The following is a 23998-nucleotide window of genomic DNA, read 5'->3' as shown; positions in this document are numbered from 1 at the left end:
CGCCGGGGTGATCAACCGCGACCGGACGTCGTTCACCACCACCGAGCCACTCGGCTACGGCGTGGTCTATTCGTGGGGCGGCGCCGTCGTCGGGCGTGACGGCAAGGCCGTCCCGCTGGCAGGCAACATCACCACCGTCACCCCGCAGACCCAGGTCAACGGGCAGTTCCAGCTCGCCGACGGACAGACCGTTGGCGTCGCAGTGCCGATCATCATGCAGTTCGATGCCTCGATCAGCGACAAGGCCTCGGTCGAGAAGGCACTGAAGGTAACCACCACGCCACCCGTCGAGGGCAGCTGGGCCTGGCTGCCCGACGAGGTCGGCGGATCCCGGGTGCACTGGCGCACCAGGGACTACTACCCGGCGGGCACCAAGGTGCACGTCGCGGCCAACCTCTACGGCATTCCGTTCGGGGAGGGCGCGTTCGGCGCCCAGGATCTGACGCTGGACTTCGAGATCGGCAGGCGGCAGGTCGTCAAGGCCGAGGCGTCGTCGCACCAGATCGAGGTGATCACCGACGCCGGCGTCATCATGACCCTGCCGTGCAGCTACGGCGAGGCGGATCTGCCGCGCAACATCACCCGCAGCGGCATCCACGTCGTCACCGAGAAGTACGAAGACTTCTACATGTCGAACCCGGCCGCCGGCTACACCAACGCCCACGAGCGGTTCGCAGTCCGGATCTCCAACAACGGCGAGTTCATCCACGCCAACCCGAGCACCGTCGGGGTGCAGGGCAGCAGCAACGTGACCAACGGCTGCATCAACCTCTCGACGGACAACGCACAGCAGTACTTCAACACTGCGGTGTACGGCGACCCCGTCGAGGTCACCGGCACGTCGATCGAGCTGTCCTACGCCGACGGCGACATCTGGGACTGGGCCGTGAGCTGGGACGACTGGAAGGCGATGTCGGCACTGAACTCCGACACACCCCTGTCGAACATCCCCACCAACGCGCCCGCTACGCCGACCGATGCGCCGACTCTGTCCGGCACGCCCACCACGACGCCGCCCAGCCAGGTCACGGTCAGTCCTACTCCGGCTACGACGTCTCCGGGCGGGTGAACTTGCGGGTCGCGCTGGCCTGATCCCGCGGCCGGATCACGATCTGGTCCAGGTTCACGTGCGACGGCCGCGACGCCACGAAGCCGATCACGTCGGCGATGTCGGCGGCCACCAACGGCGTCAGCCCCTGATACAGCGCGTCGGCCTTGTCCTTGTCGCCGCCGAACCGGACCACGGAGAATTCCGTCTCCACCATTCCCGGCGCAATCTCGGTGAGCCGCACCGGCTTTCCCAACAACTCGCCACGCAGTGTGCGGTGCAGTGCGCCCTGTGCATGCTTGGCCGAGGTGTAGCCGGCGCCGCCGTCGTAGATCTCGAACGCGGCGATCGAGGTGATCGTGACGATCAGCCCGTCACCGGAGTCGATCAGCTTCGGCAGCAACGCCCTGGTCACCCGCAGGGTGCCCATCACGTTCGTCTCCCACATCCACCGCCAGTTCTCGAGGTCGGCGTCGGCGACCGGCTCGGTGCCCTTGGCCCCGCCCGCGTTGTTGATCAGCACGTCGACGCGCTCGAGGCTGGCCGCCAGGGCGTCGACGGCCTCGGGGTCAGTGACGTCCGCCACAATGGCGGTGCCGCCGATCTCCTCGGCGAGGGCCTTGATGCGGTCCTCGCGACGGGCTGCGCAGACCACGTGGAAGCCAAGTCCGGCAAGGGTTCTCGCGGTCGCTTCGCCGATACCGGAGCTGGCGCCGGTGACCACTGCCACCCGCTGGGGGGATTGGGCTCTCGTCATGCGTCCAACTTTAGTTGGCGTGCTAAATTCTTCGTGTGTCCGCCAGTCAGGCTTCCCGCAGCGCCGTTCGGCGCGCGTGTTGTTGTTGTCGCGCTTATTGCCGCGCCTGACTGAACCGCAGACGTTCTTCGTCCTGATGAGTCGCAGGTGTGGCCCGGACCCCACCAGCCGACTTCTCCCAAAGGACACACAGTGCGCGCATCGACCGCCACCCCAATCTTGACCGCAAGCCCCACTACTGCCATTCGTCAGACGCCGACGGCGCACGCCAAGCGTGCCCTTCTGGCCCGCCACCACATCGTGGCTCCCTCGCTGCGCGTCGCCGACGCCGCTGCCGCGTCGGTGTTCGGCGCGGCCCGGCTGCGCGGGCCGATCGCCCGTGACGTCATCGCCCAGGTCACCGGCCTGAGCATCGCGACGGTCAACCGCCAGGTCACCGCCCTGCTCGACGCCGGTGTGCTGCGCGAACGCGCAGACCTCGCCGTCTCCGGCGCGATCGGACGGCCCCGGGTGCCGGTCGAGGTGAACCACGAACCCTTCCTGACCCTGGGCATCCACATCGGTGCCCGCACCACCAGCATCGTGGCCACCGACCTGTTCGGCCGCACACTCGACGTGGTCGAGACCCCGACCCCGCGGGGCACGCAGAACGCTGCCCTGGCGTCGCTGGCCGGCAGCGCGCGTCGCTACCTGAGCCGTTGGCATCGCCGCCGCGCGCTGTGGGTCGGCGTCGCGGCGGGCGGTGTCGTCGACAGCGTCACCGGGCATCTCGATCACGCCCGGCTGGGCTGGTCGGGCGCCCCGGTCGGCGCCGTGCTGGCCGAAACACTGGGGCTGCCAGTCTCTTTGGCATCGCACGTGGACGCCATGGCGGGCGCCGAGTTGCTGCTCGGCGTTCGCAGGCTCAGCGCCCAGTCGGGTACCAGCCTGTACGTCTACGCCCGTGAAACCGTCGGTTATGCACTGTCGATCGGCGGTCAGGTGCACTCGCCCACCAGTGGCCCCGGCACCATCGCGGCGCTGCCCGCGCAGTCGGACGTGCTGGGTGGCACCGGGCTGTTGGAGTCGACGGTCAGCGACGAGGCGGTATTGACGGCGGCGCGCAAGCTGCGCATCGTGCCCGCCGAGGGGCCCGCATCGACGGTCGCGGCGGTGTTGCGCGCGGCGCGTCAGGGCAACGAGCAGGCCGCCGAGCTGCTGGCCGAGCGGGCCAGGGTGCTTGGCGAGGCCGTCGCGCTGCTGCGCGACATGCTCAACCCCGATGACCTCGTCGTCGGTGGGCAGGCATTCACCGAGTACCCGGAGGGCATGGCGCTGGTGGAGGCCGCGTTCGAGAAGCGGTCGGTGCTTTCGCCTCGCGACATCCGGGTGACGGCCTTCGGCAACCGCGTCCAGGAGGCGGGGGCCGGCGTGGTGTCGCTGGGCGGCCTGTACGCCGACCCAATCGGCGCGATGCGGCGGGCCCAGAGCCGCCGACTTGAGCCTGCCTGAGAATCGACCGCCTGACGAGGGCTGATTCGCGCCGGTGTAAGTATGGAGTGTGCGCGTAGCCGTCTTGTCGGTCCATACCTCGCCGTTGGCCCAGCCGGGTACCGGTGACGCAGGCGGGATGAACGTCTACGTGCTGCAGACTGCGCTGGAGTTGGCCCGCCGCGGCGTCGAGGTGGAGATCTTCACCCGCGCGACGTCGTCTGCGGACCCGCCGGTCGTGCGGGTGGCGCCAGGAGTGCTGGTGCGCAACGTGGTGGCAGGTCCGTTCGAGGGGCTCGACAAGTACGACCTGCCCACCCAGTTGTGCGCGTTCACCGCAGGCGTGTTGCGCGCGGAAGCCGCCAACGAGCCCGGTTATTACGACGTCGTGCACTCGCACTACTGGCTGTCGGGGCAGGTCGGCTGGCTGGCCAGGGACCGGTGGGCGGTGCCGCTGGTGCATACCGCCCACACGCTCGCCGCGGTCAAGAACGCTGCGCTGGCCACCGGGGACTCGCCAGAACCACCGCTGCGGGCGGTCGGCGAGCAGCAGGTGGTCGACGAGGCCGACCGGTTGATCGTCAACACCGAAGATGAAGCGCAGCAACTGGTTTCGCTGCACCACGCCGATCCGGACCGCATCGACGTGGTGCACCCCGGCGTCGACCTGACCATGTTCACCCCCGGTGACAAGCGGGCCGCGCGCGCTGCGCTGGGACTCGCCGCCGACGAGCCGATGGTGGCGTTCGTCGGCCGCATTCAGCCGCTCAAGGCTCCCGACGTACTGCTGCGCGCGGCGGCCAAGCTGCCCGACGTGCATGTCGTCATCGCAGGCGGCCCCTCCGGCAGCGGGCTCGCGAGCCCCGACGGTCTAGTCCGTCTCGCCGACGAACTGGGCATCGCCGACCGCGTCACGTTCCTGCCGCCGCAGTCCCGCGAGCAACTGGTCAACGTGTACCGGGCCGCCGACGTGGTCGCCGTGCCGAGCTATTCGGAGTCGTTCGGGCTCGTCGCCGTCGAGGCACAGGCGTGCGGCACGCCGGTGGTGGCCGCCGCGGTCGGCGGGTTGCCGGTCGCGGTGCGCGACGGGGTCAGCGGCGTGCTGGTGCCCGGCCACGACATCGACGACTGGGCCGCCGCCATCGACGGGCTGTTCCGACGCGGGCCGGAGACCATGCGCGCCGCCGCGGTCGAACACGCCGCGACCTTCTCCTGGTCCCACACCGTGGACGCTCTGCTGGCCTCCTACGGCCGGGCCATCACCGATTTCCGGGCCCGCCACCAGGGCCGCGACCTCGTGGCGCGGCGCAACGGTCGGCGGTTCTCGATCCGGCGGGGTGTGCGCGCCTGACCGAAGGCGACCGCGAGTGAGGATCGCAGCGAGGGACGAGCGAGGACCGGAGCGAGTGGGGAGCCGAGCAATGAGCAGCGTCCAGCAGATCATCGAAGACGTTCTCAAGGAGCAGGACCTGGTCTACAGCCACCACGAGGGCGCGCGGGGCGGCCTGCCCGGGCTGATCGTCGAGCTGCCGGGGGAACGGCGGCTCAAGACCAACACGATCCTGTCCATCGGCGAGCACTCGGTGCGCGTCGAGGCGTTCGTCTGCCGCAAGCCCGACGAGAACTTCGAGGGCGTCTACAAATTCCTGCTCAAGCGCAACCGCAGGCTCTACGGCGTCGCCTACACCCTGGACAACGTGGGCGACATCTACCTCGTCGGCCGGATGGCCCTTCACGCGGTGACGCCCGACGAGATCGACCGCGTGCTCGGTCAGGTGCTCGAGGCCGTCGATCAGGACTTCAACACGTTGCTGGAGTTGGGTTTTCGGACCTCGATCCAGAAGGAATGGGAGTGGCGGGTGTCGCGTGGTGAGTCCCTGCAGAACCTGAAGGCATTCGAGCATCTGATCGACGACCAAGACGACCAAGACGACTAGCCGCGTCGCATGAGAGGATTTCGGTCATGGGAGCCGCCACGCTGATTCTGCTCCGTCACGGCGAGAGCGAATGGAACGCGCTGAACCTGTTCACCGGGTGGGTGGACGTCGATCTCACCGACAAGGGCAGGGCGGAAGCCGTGCGCAGCGGTGAATTGCTGGCCGAGCAGGGCGTGCTGCCCGACGTGCTCTACACCTCGCTGCTGCGGCGGGCCATCAACACCGCCAATCTGGCACTCGATGAGGCCGAACGGCACTGGATCCCGGTGCACCGAACCTGGCGGCTCAACGAGCGGCACTACGGGGCGCTGCAGGGTCTGGACAAGGCCGCGACCAAGGAGAAGTACGGCGAGGATCAGTTCATGGCGTGGCGGCGCAGCTACGACACCCCGCCGCCGCCCATCGAACCCGGCAGCGAATACAGCCAGGACGCCGATCCGCGCTACGCCGACATCGGGGGCGGCCCGCTCACCGAGTGTCTGGCCGACGTGGTGAAGCGGTTCGTGCCGTACTACACCGAGACCATCGTGCCCGATCTGAAGGCGGGCAAGACCGTGCTGATCGCCGCGCACGGGAACTCGCTGCGGGCGCTGGTGAAGTACCTGGACGGAATGTCCGACGACGACGTGGTCGGCCTGAACATCCCGACCGGCATTCCGCTGCTCTACGAGCTGGACGAGGACCTCAAGCCCACGGTCCCCGGCGGAAAGTATCTCGATCCGGACGCCGCCGCCGCTGGCGCCGCCGCCGTTGCTGCGCAGGGCGCCAAATAGCGACCCGCAGCCCGCCCGAGGCGAACACTCGGTGAACACAGGTGAACGGAACCCGAACTCCTGTGTTTGAGTCTGTGACATGTCCGGTTTTGGCCGCACGCTGCTGGGATGACGTTCACCCAATGCGTACGATTTGCTCGTGAGTGTGGTGTCCGCGCTGCTGCTGACCGCAGTCGTGGCGCTACTCGCGCTGGCGTTGGGCGCGGCGCTCGGAGTGGCGTTGGTCCCGCGAATCGCCGATCGCCGGAAACGTCGGGCCGTCCAACAGGACGGCATCACCATCTCGCAGATGCTGGCTCGCATCGTCTCCTTGGCTCCGGTGGGGATCGTCGTGGTCGACACCTACCGTGACGTCGTCTACATCAACGACCAGGCGCGCGAGCTGGGCCTGGTGCGGGACCGGTTGCTCGACGATCGTGCCTGGTCCGCGGCGCAACGCACCCTGGCCACGGGCGAGGACGTCGACATCGACCTGTCGCCGGCCAAGCGCCAGACCCCGGGTCGGTCCGGCCTCTCGGTGCGTGGCCACGTGCGCCTGCTGACCGAGGATGACCGACGTTTCGCGGTCGTCTACGTCGACGACCAGTCCGAGCAGGCCCGCATGGAGGCAACCCGCCGCGATTTCGTCGCCAACGTGAGTCACGAGCTCAAGACCCCGGTCGGGGCAATGGGGGTACTCGCCGAGGCGCTGCTGGCCTCGACCGACGACCCGCAGACCGTGACCCGCTTCGCCGAGAAGATGGTCAAGGAGTCCATTCGGTTGGGCAAGATGGTCGGTGAGCTGATCGAGTTGTCCCGGTTGCAAGGTGCGGAGCCGTTGCCCGATCTCGACGACGTCGACGTGGACACCGTTGTGGCCGAGGCGCTTTCCCGCTACAAGCTGGCCGCCGACAACGCCGACATCGCGATCACCACCGACGCACCAACCGGATACCGCGTGCTCGGCGATCAGCCGTTGCTGGCAACCGCCATCGCCAACCTGGTCTCCAACGCCATCGCGTACTCACCCGACGGGTCCTCGGTATCGATCAGCAGGCGCCGGCGTGGCGACAACGTCGAGATCGCCGTCACCGACCGGGGTATCGGCATCGCGCGGGCCGACCAGGAGCGGGTCTTCGAACGATTCTTCCGCGTCGACAAGGCGCGGTCCCGTGCCACCGGTGGCACGGGCCTGGGGTTGGCCATCGTCAAGCACGTCGCGGCCAATCACAACGGATCCATCCGGCTGTGGAGCCAGCCGGGCACCGGGTCGACCTTCACCTTGTCGATTCCGGCCTACCCCTATACCGATGACGAGTCGGACGAACGAGAGGACTAGTCAACAGATGACCAGTGTGTTGATGGTGCAGGACGCCGCGAGAGGCGCATCGACGGAAGGCACGAGGCATCGATGACCAGTGTATTGATCGTGGAAGATGAGGAGTCCCTGGCCGATCCCCTGGCATTCCTGCTGCGCAAGGAGGGATTCGAGGCGACGGTCGTCGCCGACGGTCCGTCGGCCTTGGCCGAATTCGAGCGTGCGGGTGCCGACATCGTGTTACTTGACCTCATGTTGCCGGGGATGAGCGGGACCGACGTGTGCAAACAGCTGCGCTCCCGGTCCAGCGTGCCCGTGATCATGGTCACGGCGCGCGACAGCGAGATCGACAAGGTCGTGGGGCTGGAACTCGGCGCCGACGACTACGTCACCAAGCCGTACTCGGCACGTGAACTGATCGCCCGCATCCGGGCGGTGTTGCGCCGCGGCGTCGACAACGACGACTCAGGGATCGCCGACGGGGTGCTCGAGGCGGGCCCGGTGCGGATGGACGTCGAGCGGCACATCGTGTCGGTCAACGGTGAGCCGATCACGTTGCCGCTCAAGGAGTTCGACCTCCTCGAGTACCTGATGCGCAACAGCGGCCGGGTGCTGACCCGGGGCCAGCTCATCGACCGGGTGTGGGGTGCCGACTACGTCGGCGACACCAAGACCCTCGACGTGCACGTCAAGCGTCTGCGGTCGAAGATCGAGGCCGACCCGGCCAACCCCGTACACCTCGTCACCGTGCGCGGGCTCGGCTACAAGCTGGAGGGCTGAGCTGCCCGACGGCCGCCGTTACTTCGCGGCGCGCGTTGCGGGGTGTATGGCGATCAAGCCGAGGGAGCTGCGTCGCTTGCACATCGCCGCCAGCTCGGTGTACGCCTTGTCGCCGAGCAGCTCGGTGAGTTCGGGGGCGTAGGACTGCCACACCTGGCGCGAACCGGTATGCGCCGCAGGATCACCCGTGCAGTACCAGTGCAGGTCTGATCCGCCCTCGCCCCAGCCACGCCGGTCGTACTCGGTGATGGTGGTCTTGAGGATGTCCGTGCCGTCGGGCCGCGTCACCCATTCCTGACTGCGCCGGATCGGCAGCTGCCAGCACACGTCCGGTTTCATGGTCAGCGGCTCCACACCCAGCTTGAGCGCCTTGCTGTGCAGCGCACAGCCGATGCCGCCGGCGAAACCCGGACGGTTGAGGAAGATGCAGGCGCCCTTGTACTTTCGCGTCCGATAGTTGGGCTTGCCGTCGTACTCGTCCATCTCCAGGTAGCCCTTGCGGCCCAGGCCCTTCTCGCGGAACTGCCAGTCCTCGTCCGTCAGCTGCTTGGCAGAGTCGTCGAGCTTGGCGATGTCGTCGTCGTCGGACAGGAACGCGCCGTGCGAGCAGCAGCCGTCGTCTGGCCTGCCCGCGACCGTGCCCTGACACGCTGGCGTGCCGAACACGCACGTCCACCGCGACAACAGCCACGTCATGTCGGCAGCGATCAAGTGCTCTGGGTTGTTCGGGTCGTAGAACTCAACCCATTCGCGGGCGAAGTCGAGTTCCACCTCACCACGATGCGGTCCGCTCACGGAATACAACGGTAGACCGGATAACGTGGGTTGTGTGCGATTGGGCGTGCTCGACGTGGGTAGCAACACGGTTCATCTATTGGTGGTGGACGCGCGTCGTGGTGGGCACCCGACGCCGATGAGCTCGACCAAGGCATCGCTGCGCTTGGCCGAGGCGATCGACACCTCGGGCAAGCTGACCCGCAAGGGCGCCGACAAGCTGGTCGGCACCATCGACGAGTTCGCCAAGATCGCCGGGAGTTCGGGCTGCGCGGAGCTGATGGCCTTCGCGACGTCGGCCGTGCGGGACGCCAAGAACTCCGAGGACGTACTCGCAAGGGTGCTCGCGGAGACCGGCGTGGCACTCAAGGTGCTCAGTGGGGTCGACGAGTCCCGGCTGACCTTCCTTGCGGTGCGCCGGTGGTATGGCTGGAGCGCGGGCCGGATCATCAACATCGACATCGGCGGCGGATCGCTGGAACTGTCGAGCGGCGTCGACGAGGAGCCCGAGGTGGCGTTGTCGCTGCCGCTGGGTGCGGGCCGGCTGACCCGGGAGTGGCTGCCGGAGGACCCGCCGGGCCGGCGCCGCGTTGCGATGCTGCGGGACTGGCTGACCACCGAGATGGCCGACGCCGGAGCCAAGGTGCTCGACGCGGGCGTGCCGGACCTGACGGTGGCGACGTCGAAGACCTTCCGGTCGTTGGCGCGACTCACCGGCGCGGCGCCCTCCGGCGCGGGACCGAGGGTGAAGAGGACACTGACAGCAGCGGGCCTGCGGCAACTCATAGCTTTCATCTCTAGGATGACCGCGACCGACCGAGCAGAACTGGAAGGGGTGAGCGCCGAGCGGGCGCCACAGATCGTGGCAGGCGCGTTGGTAGCTGAGGCGAGTATGCGGGCACTTGGAATCGATACGGTAGACATTTGCCCCTGGGCGTTGCGAGAGGGGCTGATTTTGCGGAAACTCGACAGTGAGGCCGACGGAACCGCCTTGATGGAGACATCCGCAGGCTTAGCCGGGGCCAGGGACAACACACGATGACAGAACCACAGGACGGCCACAGCAGCACCCGACCGATCTCGGTCGCCGAACTGCTGGCCAAGAACGGGACCATCGGGTCCCCGCCGGTGGGTGGACGACGGCGTCGTCGGCGCGGCAACGCCGACTCGATCACCGTCGCCGAATTGACCGGCGAGATCCCCATCGTGACCCACACCACGGACGTCGGGGACACCGTGGAGTCCGACGACGTCGCCGACGCTGTGGTGCCCGACGAACCCGACGACGAGCCCATTGCGCCGGCTCCCACGAACGGGATCGTCGAGCACGCGCCCGAACTGGCGCCTGCCGAAGCGGACTACGCCGCCCACCTCGAAAAGCGCGACGCCGATCCCGAGCCGCTGGACTTCGCTCCGCCGCCCCGGCGTCCGCAGGTCGCCCCGCGCACCGGATTCTCCGCGTCTGCCGGTGGCGCCGAGCAGATGAGCCCGGACCCCCTCGTCGACGACGACGACGAGTCCGACGACCACCTGAGCATGCTCGACGTCGATGACGTCGATGACGTCGACGAAGCCGACGACGTCGCCGCCTCCTTCGATGCCGCACCGGCGGAGGCGGAGGCACCGTCCCGTCGGCCGTCCTACCTGCGGTCGAACTCGGACACCCTGTTCGGCGGCCAATCAGTGGCCGACGACCTGGCCCGTCGGGGACGGGCGCCGGGGCCGGAGGACATCGACCTCGGCGAGGACGACGGGCACGTCGACGTCACCGAGGCCGAAGCGCCCGAGGATCGGGGTTCGTCGTTCCTCCGGGGCGTCTGGGTGGTTGGCCAGTGCATCCTCGCCGTGGCCTTCGGCGCGGGTCTGTTCATCGCGTTCGACCAGCTGTGGAAGTGGAACAGCATCGTCGCCCTGGTGCTGGCGGTGCTGGTCATCCTCGGCCTGGTGGTTGGGGTGCGGGTGGTGCGCAAGACCGAGGACATCGGCAGCACGCTGATCGCGGTGGCCGTAGGGGCGATGGTCACATTGGGACCCCTGGCGCTGTTGCAGGCGCACTGACGCACCACAATCGACAACAGTGCGCCCTGCCATCAAGGTCGGTCTTTCCACGGCCTCGGTCTATCCGCTGAGGACCGAGGCGGCCTTCGAGTACGCCGCGCGGCTGGGCTACGACGGCGTCGAACTGATGGTGTGGGCGGAATCGGTCAGCCAGGACGTAGATGCTGTTGCTGCCATCTCCGCTCGCTACGACATGCCTGTGTTGTCGGTGCACGCGCCGTGCCTGCTGATCTCCCAACGCGTCTGGGGCGCCAATCCGATCACCAAGCTGGAGCGCAGCGTGCGCGCCGCCGAACAGCTCGGTGCCCAGACGGTGGTGGTGCATCCGCCGTTCCGGTGGCAGCGTCGCTACGCCGAGGGGTTCGGCGAACAGGTCGCCGAGCTCGAGACGGGCAGCGCGGTGATGGTCGCGGTGGAGAACATGTTCCCGTTCCGCGCCGACCGCTTCTTCGGCACCGGCACCCCGTCCATCGAGCGGATGCGCAAGCGCGGTGGCACCCCGGGCGTGGCCATCTCCGCGTTCGCGCCGTCCTACGACCCGCTGGATGGCGAGCACGCGCACTACACGCTCGATCTGTCGCATTCGGCCACGGCGGGCACCGACGCCATCGACATGGCCAAGAGGATGGGTGAGGGTTTGGTGCACCTGCATCTGTGCGACGGCAGTGGCGCGGCGACCGACGAGCATCTGGTGCCCGGTCGCGGCACCCAGCCCGCGGTCGAGATCTGCCAGATGCTGGCCGCAGGCGATTTCTCCGGTCATGTGATCCTGGAGGTCACCACCTCGCGGGCGCGCAATGCCACCGAGCGCGAGGAGCTGCTGACCGAGTCACTCGAGTTCGCCCGCGCGAACCTGCTGCGGTGATGAGCGCTTGCGCGAAGGACAGATGACGGTGATGAGCGCTTGCGCGAAGAACAGATTGAGCTGAAACGGACCCAGATGGACGATTCCACCCTATTCACCGATGCCATGAGGCTCACTACGGTGTCGTCCGACGACACGGTGAGTGTTTTCGAGGGCGTGCTCAACCAGCATTGGACGATCGGGGAGAAGGTGCACGGCGGCGCCATGCTGGCGTTGTGCGCGAAGGCGGCCCATCTGGCTCACTCCTCAGGGGAGGTGCAGCCGATCGCGGTGACCGGGAACTTCCTGTGGGCGCCTGATCCCGGGGCGATACGGCTGGTGGCCACCGTGCGCAAGCGGGGGCGCCGCGTCAGCCTGGTCGACGTCGAGCTGCAACAGGGCGTACGGGTCGGCGATGAGCGCTCGCGCGAAGAGCAGAGAACGGCAGTGCGGGCGTCGGTGACCCTTGGCGACCCCGAGCACCACGTCCCGCCGTTGTTGTCGTTCAACCCGGTGGTGCCGCTGATGACACCGGAGCCGCCGCCGGGTCTCGAGCCGATCGGGCCGGGCCATCCGATGGAACACGTCGTGCATCTGGCCCACGGGTGCGACATCCGGCCCGCGCTGCACACCCTCGGGCCGCGCTCCGACGGCGGGCCGCCGGTCTTCGAGTACTGGGTGCGGCCCAAGGGCGTCGCGCCGGACGTGCTGTTCGCGCTGCTGTGTGGCGACGTGTCGGCGCCGGTGACGTTCGCCGTCGGCCGCACCGGTTGGGCGCCCACGGTGCAGCTGACCGCCTATCTACGGGCCTTGCCTGCCGACGGGTGGCTCCGCGTCATGTGTACCGCCGTGCAGATCGGCCAGGACTGGTTCGACGAGGACCACATCGTCGTCGACTGCGAGGGCCGCATCATCGTGCAGAGCCGTCAACTGGCGATGGTGCCGCCCGCACAGTAAGAGTCGGACGCATGCAATGCTTTCCCGCATGGTCAGAATCGCGATCGTCGGCGGTGGGAGTATCGGCGAGGCGCTGCTGTCGGGGCTGCTGCGCTCGGGGCGGCAGGTCAAGGATCTGGTGGTCGCCGAGAAGAGTCCCGATCGCGCGAAGTATCTGTCCGACACGTATTCGGTGCTGGTGACGACGGTCTCCGACGCGGTCGACACCGCGACCTACGTGATCGTCGCGGTTAAGCCCGCCGATGCGGGAAGCGTGGTCGGCGAAATCGCCGACGCGGCGGCGAAGGCCGAAAGCGATGCCGCCGAACAGGTTTTCGTGTCGGTTGTCGCTGGCGTGACAACCGGGTTCTACGAAAACAAGCTGCCGGCCGGATCGCCGGTCATCCGGGTGATGCCCAACGCGCCTGTCGTCGTCGGCGGGGGAGTCAGCGCGCTGGCGCGCGGCCGATTCGCCACCGCCGATCACCTCAAAGAGGTCTCTGCGATCTTCGACGCGGTCGGCGGGGTGCTGACGGTGCCCGAGTCGCAACTCGACGCGGTCACCGCGGTGTCGGGCTCCGGGCCTGCGTACTTCTTCCTGATGGTCGAGGCCCTCGTCGACGCCGGCGTCGCCGCCGGGTTGACACGCTCGGTGGCGACCGATTTGGTCGTGCAAACGATGGCAGGCTCGGCCGCGATGTTGCTGGAACGCCTTGACGAGGCTCAGCCGGCGGGTGACGCGGCGATGGGCACAGCGATGGACACCACCGCCGCGCAACTGCGTGCCACGGTTACCTCGCCGGGCGGTACCACCGCCGCTGGGCTGCGGGAACTCGAACGGGGCGGTTTGCGGGCGGCCGTCGCCGAGGCGGTCGAAGCCGCAAAAAAGCGCTCTGAGCAGCTCGGAATTACATCAGAGTAATTAATGAATTTCAAAAAGAATAGCCCACACCCGTCGCAGTAACCCCATTGGCCACGCTATTCTCCCAATGTAAGCACGGGTTGGTGCCAGCGGTGGGGAAGCCGCTGGGACTGTCCGTGCCTGATGGATTGGGTTGCGATGACGTCTATGAACGGGCCATCGGCGCGGGATTCGGCTAGTGGGAAGGCGGCGCGTGACGCCGGCCCGACCGATGGTCAACCGCCACGAGCTCAATTTCTGACAGTCGCCGAAGTGGCGAGCCTGATGCGGGTCAGCAAGATGACCGTGTATCGGTTGGTGCACAACGGCGAATTGCCCGCCGTCCGGGTCGGGCGCTCATTCCGGGTGCACGCCAAGGCTGTCCACGACATGTTGGAGAGCTCGTACTTCGACGCGGGCTAGCGGGAAACTTTCTCGCGACCGCAACGTCACGGCGCAATCCCGGCCAAAATGTCGGCATGCGCCACACCGGGACTTCAGCGTTGGCGCAAGAGCGCGTTTTCCGTTTACCTAGGCCCCCCGGGTAAGGTATGCGGGTCAAGAGGCCCGGAAAGGCCCCGAAAGTCGTAGGTAGCGGAGTTCATGGGTTCAGTCATCAAGAAGCGGCGCAAGCGCATGTCGAAAAAGAAGCACCGCAAGCTGCTTCGTCGCACGCGAGTGCAGCGCAGAAAGCTCGGCAAGTAGCTTTCCCATTCGGCCGTTAGGCTGTCCGAATGGATTCCGGGGGCCAATCGAGCGGGTCCGACTCCCGCGACACCGTCCACTATCCGAAGGTCGTCCTGGTCACGGGCGCATGCCGGTTCCTTGGCGGATATCTGACCGCCCGGCTCGCGCAGAACCCGTTGATCAACCACGTGATCGCGGTCGACGCGATCGCGCCGAGCAAGGACCTGCTGCGACGGATGGGGCGCGCAGAGTTCGTGCGCGCCGACATTCGCAACCCATTCATCGCCAAGGTCATCCGCAACGGCGATGTCGACACCGTGGTGCACGCCGCTGCGGCCTCCTACGCTCCGCGCTCGGGCGGGCGCGCAACGCTCAAGGAACTCAACGTGATGGGCGCGATCCAGTTGTTCGCGGCCTGCCAGAAGGCACCGTCGGTGCGCCGCGTCATCCTCAAGTCGACGTCAGAGGTGTACGGCTCCTGCTCCCGCGACCCGGTGCTGTTCACCGAGGACACCAGCGCACGCAGGCCGCCGGGCGAGGGGTTCGCCCGCGACAGCATCGACATCGAGGGCTACGCCCGCGGGGTGGGCAGGCGCAGGCCCGATATCGCGGTCACCATCCTCCGGCTGGCCAACATGATCGGCCCCGCGATGGACACCGCGCTGTCGCGGTACCTGGCCGGTCCGGTGGTGCCGACGGTGGTCGGTCACGATGCGCGGCTGCAGCTGCTGCACGAGCAGGACGCGCTCGGTGTGCTGGATCGCGCGACGATGGCAGGCAAGGCGGGCACGTTCAACGTCGGGGCGCCCGGCATCATAATGATGAGTCAGGCCATCCGACGCTCGGGGCGGCTTCCGCTGCCGGTGCCGCGCTCGGCGCTATGGGCTGTGGATTCGCTAAGGCGCGCAACTCGCTACACTGAACTCGATCGCGAGCAGCTTGACTACTTGAGTTACGGCCGGGTGATGGATACATCACGGATGCGAAACGACCTTGGCTACAGCCCGAAGTGGACGACCGCGGAAGCTTTTGACGATTACGTCCGAGGTCGCGGATTGACTCCGATCATCGACCCTCGGTGGGTACGCTCAATGGAGAGTCGCGCCGTTTCTGTGGCGCAACGCTGGGGACGCTAGAACAACATTCTCAAATCGGGTGGGGAGAAGGTAATAACGTGGCGGGCGAGTCCAAAGCTAAAGTCATTCCGCTGCACTCAAATTCGGGTCGAACGTCGGCTCAGCGGCGCGCCGCCGCGGCGCGCGCCGACAGCTCACGCCGACATCCTTCGCTGCTTTCGGATCCCGGCGGGCGTGCTTCTGCCGAGCAGATCGCCGCGGTCGTGCGTGAGATCGACCAGCGGCGCGGCGCCGTCACGGGCACCGCGCCCGCCGAGGACACGCCGTCCGTAGGCGCCAAGCGGATCGCCGCGGTCGCCGAATTCGTCCGTAAACGGATGATGGGTGACTACACCGTCGACGAGTTCGGGTTCGACTCGCACCTCAACAACGCAATCTTTTTGCCTTTGCTGCGTGTGCTTTTCAAGTCGTGGTTCCGGGTTGAGGTCAGCGGGATTGAAAATCTGCCGACGTCCGGCGCGGCGCTGGTGGTCGCCAACCACGCGGGCGTGCTGCCGTTCGACGGACTGATGACTGCGGTGGCGGTGCACGACAAGCACCCGACGCACCGGGACCTACGCCTGCTGGCCGCGGACATGGTCTTCGACATGCCGATGGTCGGTCATGCCGCGCGCAAGGCCGGCCACACGATGGCGTGCACGGCCGACGCTCACCGGCTGCTGGCCGCCGGCGAGCTGACCGCCGTCTTCCCCGAGGGCTACAAGGGGTTGGGCAAGCACTTCAAGGATCGCTACAAGCTGCAGCGCTTCGGCCGCGGCGGCTTCGTCTCGGCCGCACTGCGGACCAAGGCGCCGATCGTGCCGTGCTCGATCGTCGGCTCCGAGGAGATCTACCCGATGATCGCCGACGTCAAGCTGCTGGCCCGGCTGTTCGGGTTGCCGTACTTCCCGATCACCCCGCTGTTCCCGTTGGCCGGGCCTGCCGGAATGGTGCCGCTGCCGTCCAAGTGGCACATCCAGTTCGGCGAGCCGATCTCTACCGACGACTACGACGAGTCGGCTGCCGACGATCCGATGGTCACCTTCGAGGTGACCGACCAGGTGCGCGAGACCATCCAGCAGACGCTGTATCAGCTGCTGGCAAACCGCAGGAACATGTTCCTCGGCTGAGGCTCAGCTCTTTATCGAACTTTGCCCAGCAACCATTTTCGCGATGGCCTCGTCGCGTCGGGCGGCGATCCTCGCCGACACCTCGTCGGCCTCGTCCGGTGAGTCGGCCTCGCCAAGCACGGTGACGACGCTGGTGATCACCGGCTTACCGTCGGCGTCGGTCACCTCGCCGCGGATCTCGCTGATAACCGCGCCGTGCGACTCGATCACCGAATCGAGGTAGGAGTCGAAGAACAGCTTGTCGCCCGCCAGGATCGGCCGGTGGAAGATCAGCTTCTGATCGCGGTGCAGCACCCGTTCCATGTTGACCGGCACGTCGAAGTGGTTGAAGATCTCCAGCTGCACGCGTCGGCCTGCCACTGCCAGAAACGTCAGCGACGCCACGATGGCGTCGTACCCGCACTCCTTGGCGGCCGCCTCCGTGTAGTGGGCCGGGTGCTCGTCCTTGACGGCTCGGGCGAACTCACGGATCTTTTCCCGGTCGACTTCGAAGTAGTCCGGGTAGCGGTAGTGGGTTCCGATGATGTCGTCAGCGATGCCCATGGTGGTTGTTCTTCCCTCCACGTGTTTGCGGCGCGAGCCTATCAGCGACTTTTCCGCGCACGTTTGTCGCGGCGCGGGCCCCGCCGCTCAGGCGCCTTTGTCGCGGCGCGGGCCCCGCCGCTCAGGCGCCCCCTTGCCGTCGCGAAACGATCGCCGCCAGTGCCCCGCCTGCCGCGCCGAGCGCGAGCGCCGACGGCACGCCGATCCGGGCCGCCTTGCGGGCAGTCCGGAAATCGCGGATCTCCCAACCACGCTCGCGGGCCACGTCGCGCAGGTCGGCATCGGGGTTGATCGCGACGGCCGTGCCGACCAGAGACAGCATCGGCACGTCGTTGAAGCTGTCGGAGTAGGCGGTGCAGCGGCGCAGATTCAGCCCTTCGCGGATGGCCAGCGACCGCACCGCATGCGCCTTGCCGCTGCCGTGCAGGATGTCGCCGACCAGCCGGCCGGTGAACACCCCGTCGATCGACTCGGCAACCGTGCCGAGCGCACCGGTCAGCCCGAGCCGGGTGGCGATCGTGGCGGCCAGCTCGTAGGGCGTTGCGGTGACGAGCCACACCTGCTGCCCGGCGTCGAGGTGCATCTGCGCCAGCGCGCGGGTACCCGGCCAGATCTTGTCGGCGATGATCTCGTCGTAGATCTCCTCGCCGAGAGCCACCAGCTCCGCGGTGGAGCGGCCCTCGATGAACGCCAGCGCCTTGCGCCTGCCCGCAGCCACGTCGTCGCTGTTCTCCCGCCCGGTGAGCTGAAACTTAGCCTGCGCGTAAACGAATCGGCCCAAGTCGCCGTAGGTGAAGTACTTGCGGGCGGCCAGGCCGCGGGCGAAGTGCACCAGCGACGAGCCGTGCACCAGGGTGTTGTCGACGTCGAAGAATGCCGCGGCGGTCAGATCCGGTGGTGGGGGAGGCCCGGCGGTGACGGCCTCTAGCTCGGCGACAGCGGCCTCGGCACTGGCCTCGCCCGCGAGCTCGCTTAGGGCGGCTCCCCCTGCGTTTCGCGCGGGAGGGCCCCCAGCTTGCGAGGGGAGTGCCCCCTCGACGTCGGCTCCCCCGGTTTCGGACACGAATTAACAGTAAGTCACCCGGGTAGCGATACTTGCCTAGTGAAGCGGCGGGTGGAATTGCTCACACGTGAGGGCTGCACGATCTGCTCGGGCGCCGCGACGCGGCTCGCCACGTTGGCCGACGAGCTGGGCTTCGAGCTGACCGTCACCGATGTCGACGCCGTCGCCGCGGCAGGGGATTCCGCGCTGCGAGCCGAGTTCGGCGACCGGCTTCCCGTGGTGCTGTTGGACGGCGCGGAACACAGTTACTGGGAGGTCGACGAGTCCCGGCTGCGGGCGGATCTGGCCAGGGGCTGACGGATCGAGCAAATTTGGTAGCCCAGCTGGTAAACGACTACCGTGGATGACGTGGTGATGCAGCCGTGAGCGTGTTGCTTTTCGGGGTTTCGCACCGCAGCGCGCCGGTGTCGGTGCTCGAGCAATTGAGCACCGACGAGTCCGATCAGGCCAAGATCGTCGACCAGGTGCTGCAGTCGTCCTTGGTGACCGAGGCGATGGTGCTGTCCACCTGCAACCGCGTCGAGGTCTACGCCGTCGTCGAGGCGTTCCACGGTGGCCTCTCGGTGATCGGCCAGGTGCTCTCCGAACACTCCGGCATGTCACTGAACGACCTGACGAAGTACGCATACGTGCGGTACGCGGAGGCGGCCGTCGAGCATCTCTTCGCGGTCGCCAGCGGCCTTGACTCGGCGGTCATCGGCGAGCAGCAGGTGCTCGGCCAGGTCCGCCGCGCCTACGCCGCCGCCGAGGCCAACCACACCGTCGGCCGCACCCTGCACGAGCTGTCCCAACGCGCGCTGTCGGTCGGCAAGCGCGTGCATTCCGAGACCGGCATCGACTCCGCGGGCGCCTCGGTGGTGTCGGTGGCGCTTGGCATGGCGGACAGCAAGCTGGGCGGCTTAGCAGGCCGCGCCGCGGTCGTCGTCGGCGCAGGCTCGATGGGTGCGCTGGCTGCCAGGCACCTGATCCGAGAGGGTATCGACCGCATCCACGTGGTGAACCGGTCGCTGCCCCGGGCTCGCAGGCTCGCGCACAGCATCCGCGAGCAGGGAATCGAGGCCGACGCCTATCCGCTCGACCACATCGCCGGCGTCCTGGCCGACGCCGACGTGGTGGTCTCCTGTACCGGCGCGGTGCGCCCAGTGGTCTCCCTTGCTGACGCTCACCGTGGCCTGATGGGCCGGTCGGGGCCTCGGCAGCTGGTGATCTGCGATCTCGGCATGCCCCGCGACGTCGACCCCGCGGTCGCCGGCCTTCCGGGCGTGTACGTGGTCGACATGGACCGGATCCAGCGCGAGCCGTCGGCCCGCGCCGCGGCCTCCGATGCCGAGGCCGCCCGCGCGATCGTCGCCGCAGAGGTTGCCAACTACCTGGCCGGACAGCGGATGGCCGAGGTCACCCCGACCGTCACCGCGCTCCGTCAGCGGGCCGCCAACGTTGTGGAGGCCGAGTTGCTGCGGCTGGACAACCGGCTGCCGGAGCTGGACGCCGCGCACCGCGACGAGGTCGCCAAGACGGTACGACGCGTCGTCGACAAGCTGCTGCACGCGCCGACAGTGCGGGTCAAACAGCTGGCCAGCGCGCCAGGCGGGGACAGCTATGCGGAGGCTCTGCGCGAGTTGTTCGAGCTCGACCAGCAGGCCGTCGACGCCGTCGCTGCGGGCGAACTGCCTTTGGTGACAACAGATCTCGATAAAACCGAGTAGCGCTTGAGAGAAGTAATCCGGATAGGCACTCGAGGCAGCCTGTTGGCGAAAACGCAGGCTGGTGCCGTCAAGGACGCCCTCGCGGCCAAGGGGCACGCCGCTGAGCTTGTCATCATCTCCACCGAAGGTGACCGGTCGACCGGTCCGATTGCCGACATCGGCGTTGGCGTGTTCACAGCGGCGCTGCGTGAGGCCATCCACGACCACAGCGTCGACATGGCCGTGCACTCGCACAAGGATTTGCCGACGGCGCCAGACCCGCGGTTCGTGATCGCCGCAATACCCCCGCGCGAAGACCCACGGGACGCGTTGGTGGCCCGCGACGGGATGGTGCTCGGAGAGTTGCCGGCGGGCTCGGTGATCGGCACGTCGAGCCCGCGGCGGGTCGCGCAGCTTAGAGCATTGGGTCTCGGTTTGGAAATCCGCCCCCTACGAGGCAACCTTGATACCAGGTTGAACAGGGTTAGCAACGGTGATCTCGACGGCATCGTGGTCGCACGTGCGGGACTGGCCCGCATCGGGCGGCTGGCGGATGTCACCGAGACTCTGGAGCCGGTGCAGATGTTGCCAGCGCCGGCCCAAGGTGCGCTCGCGGTCGAGTGCCGCGCAGGCGACACCGAGCTCGCCGCGCTGCTGGCGGAGTTGGACGACGCCGACACACGCGCAGCGGTCACCGCTGAACGGGCCCTGCTCGCCGAGCTGGAGGCGGGTTGTTCCGCACCGGTGGGGGCGATCGCCGAGGTGGTCGAGTCCATCGATGAGGACGGCCGTGTCTTCGACGAGTTGTCGCTGCGCGGCTGCGTGGCGACGCTGGACGGATCCGACGTGATTCGTGCGTCCGGCATCGGGTCTCCCGATCGGGCACGAGAGCTGGGGCTCTCGGTGGCCGAGGAGTTGTTCGAGCTGGGGGCACGCGATCTGTTGGCAGAGGCTGGGAGAGACAGATGACTGGGCATGGAGGCGGCCGCGGGCGCAAGGCGAAGCTCGGCCGCATCACCTTCGTCGGTTCGGGACCCGGTGACCCCGGGCTGCTGACGACTCGGGCCCGCACGGTGCTGGCCAACGCCGCCCTGGTGTTCACCGATCCCGACGTCCCCGAAGCGGTGCTGGCCCTCGTGGGTTCGGAGCTGCCGCCGCCGTCGGGCCCGGAACCGGCCGACGCCGGCACGGCGCAGGCCGAGGACGCGGACGGTGAAACCGGGCCGACGATTCCGGGTGGCCCCGACGTCCGGCCCGCGCTCGGTGACCCGGCAGAGGTCGCCAAGACGCTGGCGACCGAGGCACGCACCGGCGTCGACGTGGTCCGGCTGGTGGCGGGCGATCCGCTGTCGGTGGACGCCGTCATCACCGAAGTGACCGCACTGGCGAAGACGCACCTGAATTTCGAGATCGTGCCAGGCTTGCCCGACACCACCGCGGTACCGACCTATGCGGGGCTGCCGCTGGGATCGGCGCACACGGTGGCCGATGTCCGCGGTGACGTGGACTGGGCGGCGCTGGCCGCCGCGCCCGGCCCGTTGATCCTGCACGCCACCGCATCTCATTTGCCCGATGCGGCGCGCACGCTGATCGAGTTCGGATTGGCCGACACCACGCCTACCGTCGTGACCGCGAACGGCACGACCTGCCAGCAGCGTTCGGTGGAGACCACGCTGGCCGGGCTGCTCGACAAGGCGACGCTCGCCGGCACCGAACCGACCCCGGTGGCCGGTCCGCTGGTGGTGACCATCGGCAAGACCGTCGCCAACCGCGGCAAGCTGAACTGGTGGGAAAGCCGGGCCCTGTACGGCTGGACCGTGCTGGTGCCGCGCACCAAGGACCAGGCCGGTGAGATGAGCGACAAGCTGGTCAGCCATGGCGCACTGCCGATCGAGGTGCCGACCATCGCCGTCGAGCCGCCGCGCAGCCCCGCGCAGATGGAGCGCGCGGTCAAGGGTCTGGTCGACGGCCGGTTCCAGTGGGTCGTGTTCACCTCCACCAACGCCGTGCGCGCGGTGTGGGAGAAGTTCAACGAGTTCGGGCTGGACGCGCGGGCGTTCTCGGGCGTGAAGATCGCCTGCGTCGGGCAGGCCACTGCCGACCGCGTGCGGGCCTTCGGGATCAACCCCGAGCTGGTGCCGTCGGGTGAACAATCGTCGCTCGGATTGCTTGATGAGTTCCCGCCCTACGACGACATTTTCGACCCGGTGAACCGGGTGCTGCTGCCCCGCGCCGACATCGCCACCGAGACACTGGCCGAGGGTCTGCGCGAACGCGGCTGGGAAATCGAGGATGTCACCGCCTATCGCACGGTGCGTGCGGCGCCGCCGCCCGCGCAGACGCGCGAGATGATCAAGACCGGTGGCTTCGACGCCGTCTGCTTCACCTCCAGCTCGACGGTGCGCAACCTGGTCGGCATCGCCGGCAAGCCGCACGCGCGGACGATCGTTGCATGCATCGGCCCGAAAACCGCGGAAACCGCAGCGGAATTCGGTCTACGCGTCGATGTGCAACCGGAAATTGCCGCGGTAGGCCCGCTTGTCGAGGCGCTCGCCGAACACGCCGCCCGGCTGCGTGCCGAGGGAGCGCTGCCGCCGCCTCGCAAGAAGAGCCGGCGCCGGTAACTCACTCAAAGGAGTCCGGATGTTCCCACGCCATCGACCCCGTCGGCTCCGGTCGACACCGGCGTTGCGCCGGCTAGTGGCGCAGACCTCGCTCGAGCCAAGGCATTTGGTGCTGCCGATGTTCGTCGCCGACGGCATCGACGAACCGCGCGCCATCGCCTCCATGCCCGGCGTCGTGCAACACACCCGTGACTCGCTGCGCCGGGCTGCCGCCGACGCGGTGACCGCGGGCGTCGGCGGCCTGATGCTGTTCGGGGTGCCGCGCGAGGAGGACAAGGACGCAACCGGTTCGGCAGGCATCGCCGAGGACGGCATCCTCAACGTCGCGCTGCGCGAACTGGCCAAGGATCTCGGCGACGACACCGTGCTGATGGCCGACACCTGCCTCGACGAGTTCACCGATCACGGCCACTGCGGGGTTTTGGACGCGTCGGGCCGGGTCGACAATGACGCCACCAATGCCCGATATGTGGAATTGGCTGTGGCGCAAGCAGAATCGGGAGCCGATGTGGTTGGCCCGAGCGGGATGATGGACGGCCAGGTCGCGGCGATCCGCGACGGCCTGGACGCTGCCGGTCACACCGACACGATCATCCTGGCCTACGCGGCCAAGTTCGCATCGGGGTTCTACGGTCCGTTCCGCGAGGCCGTGGCCTCCAGCCTGCGCGGCGATCGGCGCACCTATCAGCAGGACGCGGCCAACGCCCGCGAGGCGGTGCACGAGATCGAGCTGGACATCGAAGAGGGCGCCGACATCGTGATGGTCAAGCCGGCGATGAGCTATCTCGACCTGGTGCGGGCGGCTGCCGACATCTCGCCGGTTCCCGTGGCGGCGTACCAGGTCTCGGGCGAGTACGCGATGATCACCGCTGCCGCCGCCAACGGCTGGATTGATCTGCAGACGGTGGCGCTAGAGACGTTGACCAGCATCCGCCGCGCCGGTGCTGACATCGTGCTGACGTACTGGGCGGCCGACGTAGGCCGTTGGTTAGCGTAAGTGACGAACAACGAGCCGACGACCGAGCCGCACAGGCCCGTTGACGTCGACACCGGATTCTGGCTGTGGATGGCGGCGCTGCCGGTGATGGTGATCGGATACGTCGTCGACCTTGTGGTGAGCGGGGCGAATCATCCGCCGATGATCGTGTACTCGATCTCTGCGATGTTCGTGGTCGTGATGTCAGCGGTGGTGGTCACGTTTCTGATTCTGATGCGGCACGGTTACCGGTGGGCGCGCACGCTGTTGACGGGCGGCGGAATCGCGTCGGTGGTGTATGCGGCGACCAGCCTGTTCACGGTGGACCGGCCCGCCGCGGCGGCGGTCACCTACGCGGTCACCGCGATTGTCGGGTCGGTGCTGATCGCGGGCGGCGTGTTCCTGTTGCATCGCAAGGACGCCCACGCCTTCTTCGTTCGCTGACATCCGGAGGGCTGGAGCCTCAGCGACCCTGGAATCGAGCACAGTAGGCTGGCCGGGACATGACAGCCTCACAGCAGCGACCGCGTGTCGTCACCGCCGCATTCTGGTGCTGGGTGGTCGCGTCGTTGTTGCTGATCGCGGGCGGCATGATGGCCG

Annotated in this window: 26 protein-coding genes; 22 read left to right on the top strand and 4 right to left on the bottom strand. The window is 67.8% G+C overall.

Features of this window, described 5'->3' with window-relative positions; translation table 11 throughout:
* Positions 1-1069, top strand: a 1069-nt coding sequence (locus QOC69_RS22000) for a L,D-transpeptidase (RefSeq protein WP_526443528.1), incomplete at its 5' end; no start/stop codon positions are given.
* Here the strand turns inward: QOC69_RS22000 and QOC69_RS21995 are convergent.
* Positions 1047-1805: an SDR family NAD(P)-dependent oxidoreductase gene (locus QOC69_RS21995; protein WP_526443526.1), complete on the bottom strand. Its 759-nt coding sequence runs from the start codon at positions 1803-1805 to the stop codon at positions 1047-1049. The genes QOC69_RS22000 and QOC69_RS21995 overlap by 23 nt on opposite strands.
* A gap of 243 nt (positions 1806-2048) precedes the next feature.
* On the opposite strand from QOC69_RS21995, the gene QOC69_RS21990 reads away from it, so the two are divergent.
* The 6 genes from QOC69_RS21990 (at position 2049) to regX (ending at position 8062) form a co-directional block, all read left to right on the top strand.
* Entirely contained in the window at positions 2049-3296 is a 1248-nt protein-coding gene (locus QOC69_RS21990) for an ROK family protein (protein WP_526443533.1), read from the top strand.
* 49 nt (positions 3297-3345) lie between these two features.
* On the top strand, positions 3346-4626 hold the full coding sequence (gene mshA, locus QOC69_RS21985; RefSeq protein ID WP_526443524.1) for a D-inositol-3-phosphate glycosyltransferase: 1281 nt from the start codon (positions 3346-3348) through the stop codon (positions 4624-4626).
* Between the two features lie 70 nt (positions 4627-4696).
* Positions 4697-5212, top strand: coding sequence for a YbjN domain-containing protein (locus tag QOC69_RS21980; RefSeq protein WP_526443522.1), 516 nt, complete (start codon positions 4697-4699; stop codon positions 5210-5212).
* Positions 5213-5238: 26 nt separating this feature from the next.
* Positions 5239-5985, top strand: a complete 747-nt coding sequence (locus QOC69_RS21975; protein ID WP_526443520.1) for a phosphoglyceromutase — start codon at positions 5239-5241, stop codon at positions 5983-5985.
* Between the two features lie 139 nt (positions 5986-6124).
* Positions 6125-7303 carry a sensor histidine kinase gene (locus QOC69_RS21970; protein ID WP_526443518.1) on the top strand — a complete coding sequence of 393 codons (1179 nt, stop codon included), beginning with the start codon at positions 6125-6127 and terminating at the stop codon, positions 7301-7303.
* A 72-nt stretch (positions 7304-7375) separates the two neighbouring features.
* Positions 7376-8062 (top strand): two-component sensory transduction protein RegX, encoded by a 687-nt coding sequence (regX, locus tag QOC69_RS21965; protein ID WP_526443516.1) that lies wholly within the window; start codon positions 7376-7378, stop codon positions 8060-8062.
* 18 nt (positions 8063-8080) lie between these two features.
* Here the strand turns inward: regX and QOC69_RS21960 are convergent, their stop codons facing one another.
* The gene (locus tag QOC69_RS21960; RefSeq protein WP_526443514.1) at positions 8081-8857 is read right to left on the bottom strand and encodes a DUF3109 family protein; all 777 of its coding nucleotides are present in this window, start codon (positions 8855-8857) and stop codon (positions 8081-8083) included.
* A 34-nt stretch (positions 8858-8891) separates the two neighbouring features.
* Between QOC69_RS21960 and QOC69_RS21955 the strand changes: the two genes are divergently transcribed.
* The 9 genes from QOC69_RS21955 to QOC69_RS21915 all read left to right on the top strand — a co-directional run bounded on the left by QOC69_RS21955 (position 8892) and on the right by QOC69_RS21915 (position 16507).
* Entirely contained in the window at positions 8892-9878 is a 987-nt protein-coding gene (locus QOC69_RS21955) for a Ppx/GppA family phosphatase (protein ID WP_526443512.1), read from the top strand.
* Positions 9875-10894: an Rv0497 family membrane protein gene (locus QOC69_RS21950; protein WP_526443510.1), complete on the top strand. Its 1020-nt coding sequence runs from the start codon at positions 9875-9877 to the stop codon at positions 10892-10894. Before QOC69_RS21955 ends, QOC69_RS21950 begins: the two co-directional genes overlap by 4 nt.
* A gap of 19 nt (positions 10895-10913) precedes the next feature.
* A complete protein-coding gene (locus tag QOC69_RS21945) occupies positions 10914-11759 on the top strand; it encodes a sugar phosphate isomerase/epimerase family protein (RefSeq protein WP_526443508.1) in 846 nt (281 codons plus the stop codon).
* A 75-nt stretch (positions 11760-11834) separates the two neighbouring features.
* On the top strand, positions 11835-12695 hold the full coding sequence (locus tag QOC69_RS21940; protein WP_526443506.1) for an acyl-CoA thioesterase: 861 nt from the start codon (positions 11835-11837) through the stop codon (positions 12693-12695).
* Between the two features lie 28 nt (positions 12696-12723).
* Positions 12724-13596 carry a pyrroline-5-carboxylate reductase gene (gene proC, locus QOC69_RS21935; protein ID WP_526443504.1) on the top strand — a complete coding sequence of 291 codons (873 nt, stop codon included), beginning with the start codon at positions 12724-12726 and terminating at the stop codon, positions 13594-13596.
* Positions 13597-13734: 138 nt separating this feature from the next.
* Positions 13735-13998 (top strand): helix-turn-helix domain-containing protein, encoded by a 264-nt coding sequence (locus QOC69_RS21930; RefSeq protein WP_353358649.1) that lies wholly within the window; start codon positions 13735-13737, stop codon positions 13996-13998.
* A 180-nt stretch (positions 13999-14178) separates the two neighbouring features.
* Entirely contained in the window at positions 14179-14280 is a 102-nt protein-coding gene (locus QOC69_RS21925; protein ID WP_003402602.1) for a 30S ribosomal protein bS22, read from the top strand.
* Positions 14281-14309: 29 nt separating this feature from the next.
* On the top strand, positions 14310-15398 hold the full coding sequence (locus QOC69_RS21920) for an SDR family oxidoreductase (protein ID WP_526443501.1): 1089 nt from the start codon (positions 14310-14312) through the stop codon (positions 15396-15398).
* 14 nt (positions 15399-15412) lie between these two features.
* Entirely contained in the window at positions 15413-16507 is a 1095-nt protein-coding gene (locus tag QOC69_RS21915) for a lysophospholipid acyltransferase family protein (RefSeq protein ID WP_526443530.1), read from the top strand.
* A 3-nt stretch (positions 16508-16510) separates the two neighbouring features.
* Here QOC69_RS21915 and QOC69_RS21910 read toward each other — a convergent pair whose 3' ends face one another.
* Positions 16511-17050: an FAS1-like dehydratase domain-containing protein gene (locus QOC69_RS21910; RefSeq protein ID WP_526443499.1), complete on the bottom strand. Its 540-nt coding sequence runs from the start codon at positions 17048-17050 to the stop codon at positions 16511-16513.
* Positions 17051-17171: 121 nt separating this feature from the next.
* Positions 17172-18113 (bottom strand): HAD family hydrolase, encoded by a 942-nt coding sequence (locus QOC69_RS21905; protein WP_526443497.1) that lies wholly within the window; start codon positions 18111-18113, stop codon positions 17172-17174.
* A 39-nt stretch (positions 18114-18152) separates the two neighbouring features.
* Between QOC69_RS21905 and QOC69_RS21900 the strand changes: the two genes are divergently transcribed.
* The 6 genes from QOC69_RS21900 to QOC69_RS21875 all read left to right on the top strand — a co-directional run bounded on the left by QOC69_RS21900 (position 18153) and on the right by QOC69_RS21875 (position 23842).
* Positions 18153-18410: a glutaredoxin family protein gene (locus QOC69_RS21900; RefSeq protein ID WP_526443495.1), complete on the top strand. Its 258-nt coding sequence runs from the start codon at positions 18153-18155 to the stop codon at positions 18408-18410.
* A 65-nt stretch (positions 18411-18475) separates the two neighbouring features.
* Positions 18476-19819, top strand: coding sequence for a glutamyl-tRNA reductase (locus QOC69_RS21895; RefSeq protein ID WP_526443493.1), 1344 nt, complete (start codon positions 18476-18478; stop codon positions 19817-19819).
* A 3-nt stretch (positions 19820-19822) separates the two neighbouring features.
* The gene (gene hemC, locus QOC69_RS21890) at positions 19823-20767 is read left to right on the top strand and encodes a hydroxymethylbilane synthase (RefSeq protein ID WP_526443491.1); all 945 of its coding nucleotides are present in this window, start codon (positions 19823-19825) and stop codon (positions 20765-20767) included.
* Positions 20764-22422: a bifunctional uroporphyrinogen-III C-methyltransferase/uroporphyrinogen-III synthase gene (locus QOC69_RS21885; protein WP_526443489.1), complete on the top strand. Its 1659-nt coding sequence runs from the start codon at positions 20764-20766 to the stop codon at positions 22420-22422. The genes hemC and QOC69_RS21885 overlap by 4 nt, the downstream gene beginning before the upstream one ends.
* Positions 22423-22441: 19 nt before the next feature.
* Positions 22442-23419, top strand: a complete 978-nt coding sequence (hemB, locus tag QOC69_RS21880; RefSeq protein ID WP_526443487.1) for a porphobilinogen synthase — start codon at positions 22442-22444, stop codon at positions 23417-23419.
* Complete coding sequence (locus QOC69_RS21875) at positions 23420-23842, top strand: hypothetical protein (RefSeq protein WP_526443485.1); 423 nt, start codon at positions 23420-23422, stop codon at positions 23840-23842.
* Positions 23843-23998: the final 156 nt, after the last annotated feature.

Origin of the sequence: Mycobacterium sp., from assembly GCF_032162105.1 — a bacterium.
In the GTDB taxonomy this organism is placed as follows: Bacteria; Actinomycetota; Actinomycetes; order Mycobacteriales; family Mycobacteriaceae; genus Mycobacterium.
Note: the sequence above shows the minus strand (reverse complement) of the source record. Positions and strands in the feature narration are given on the sequence as shown.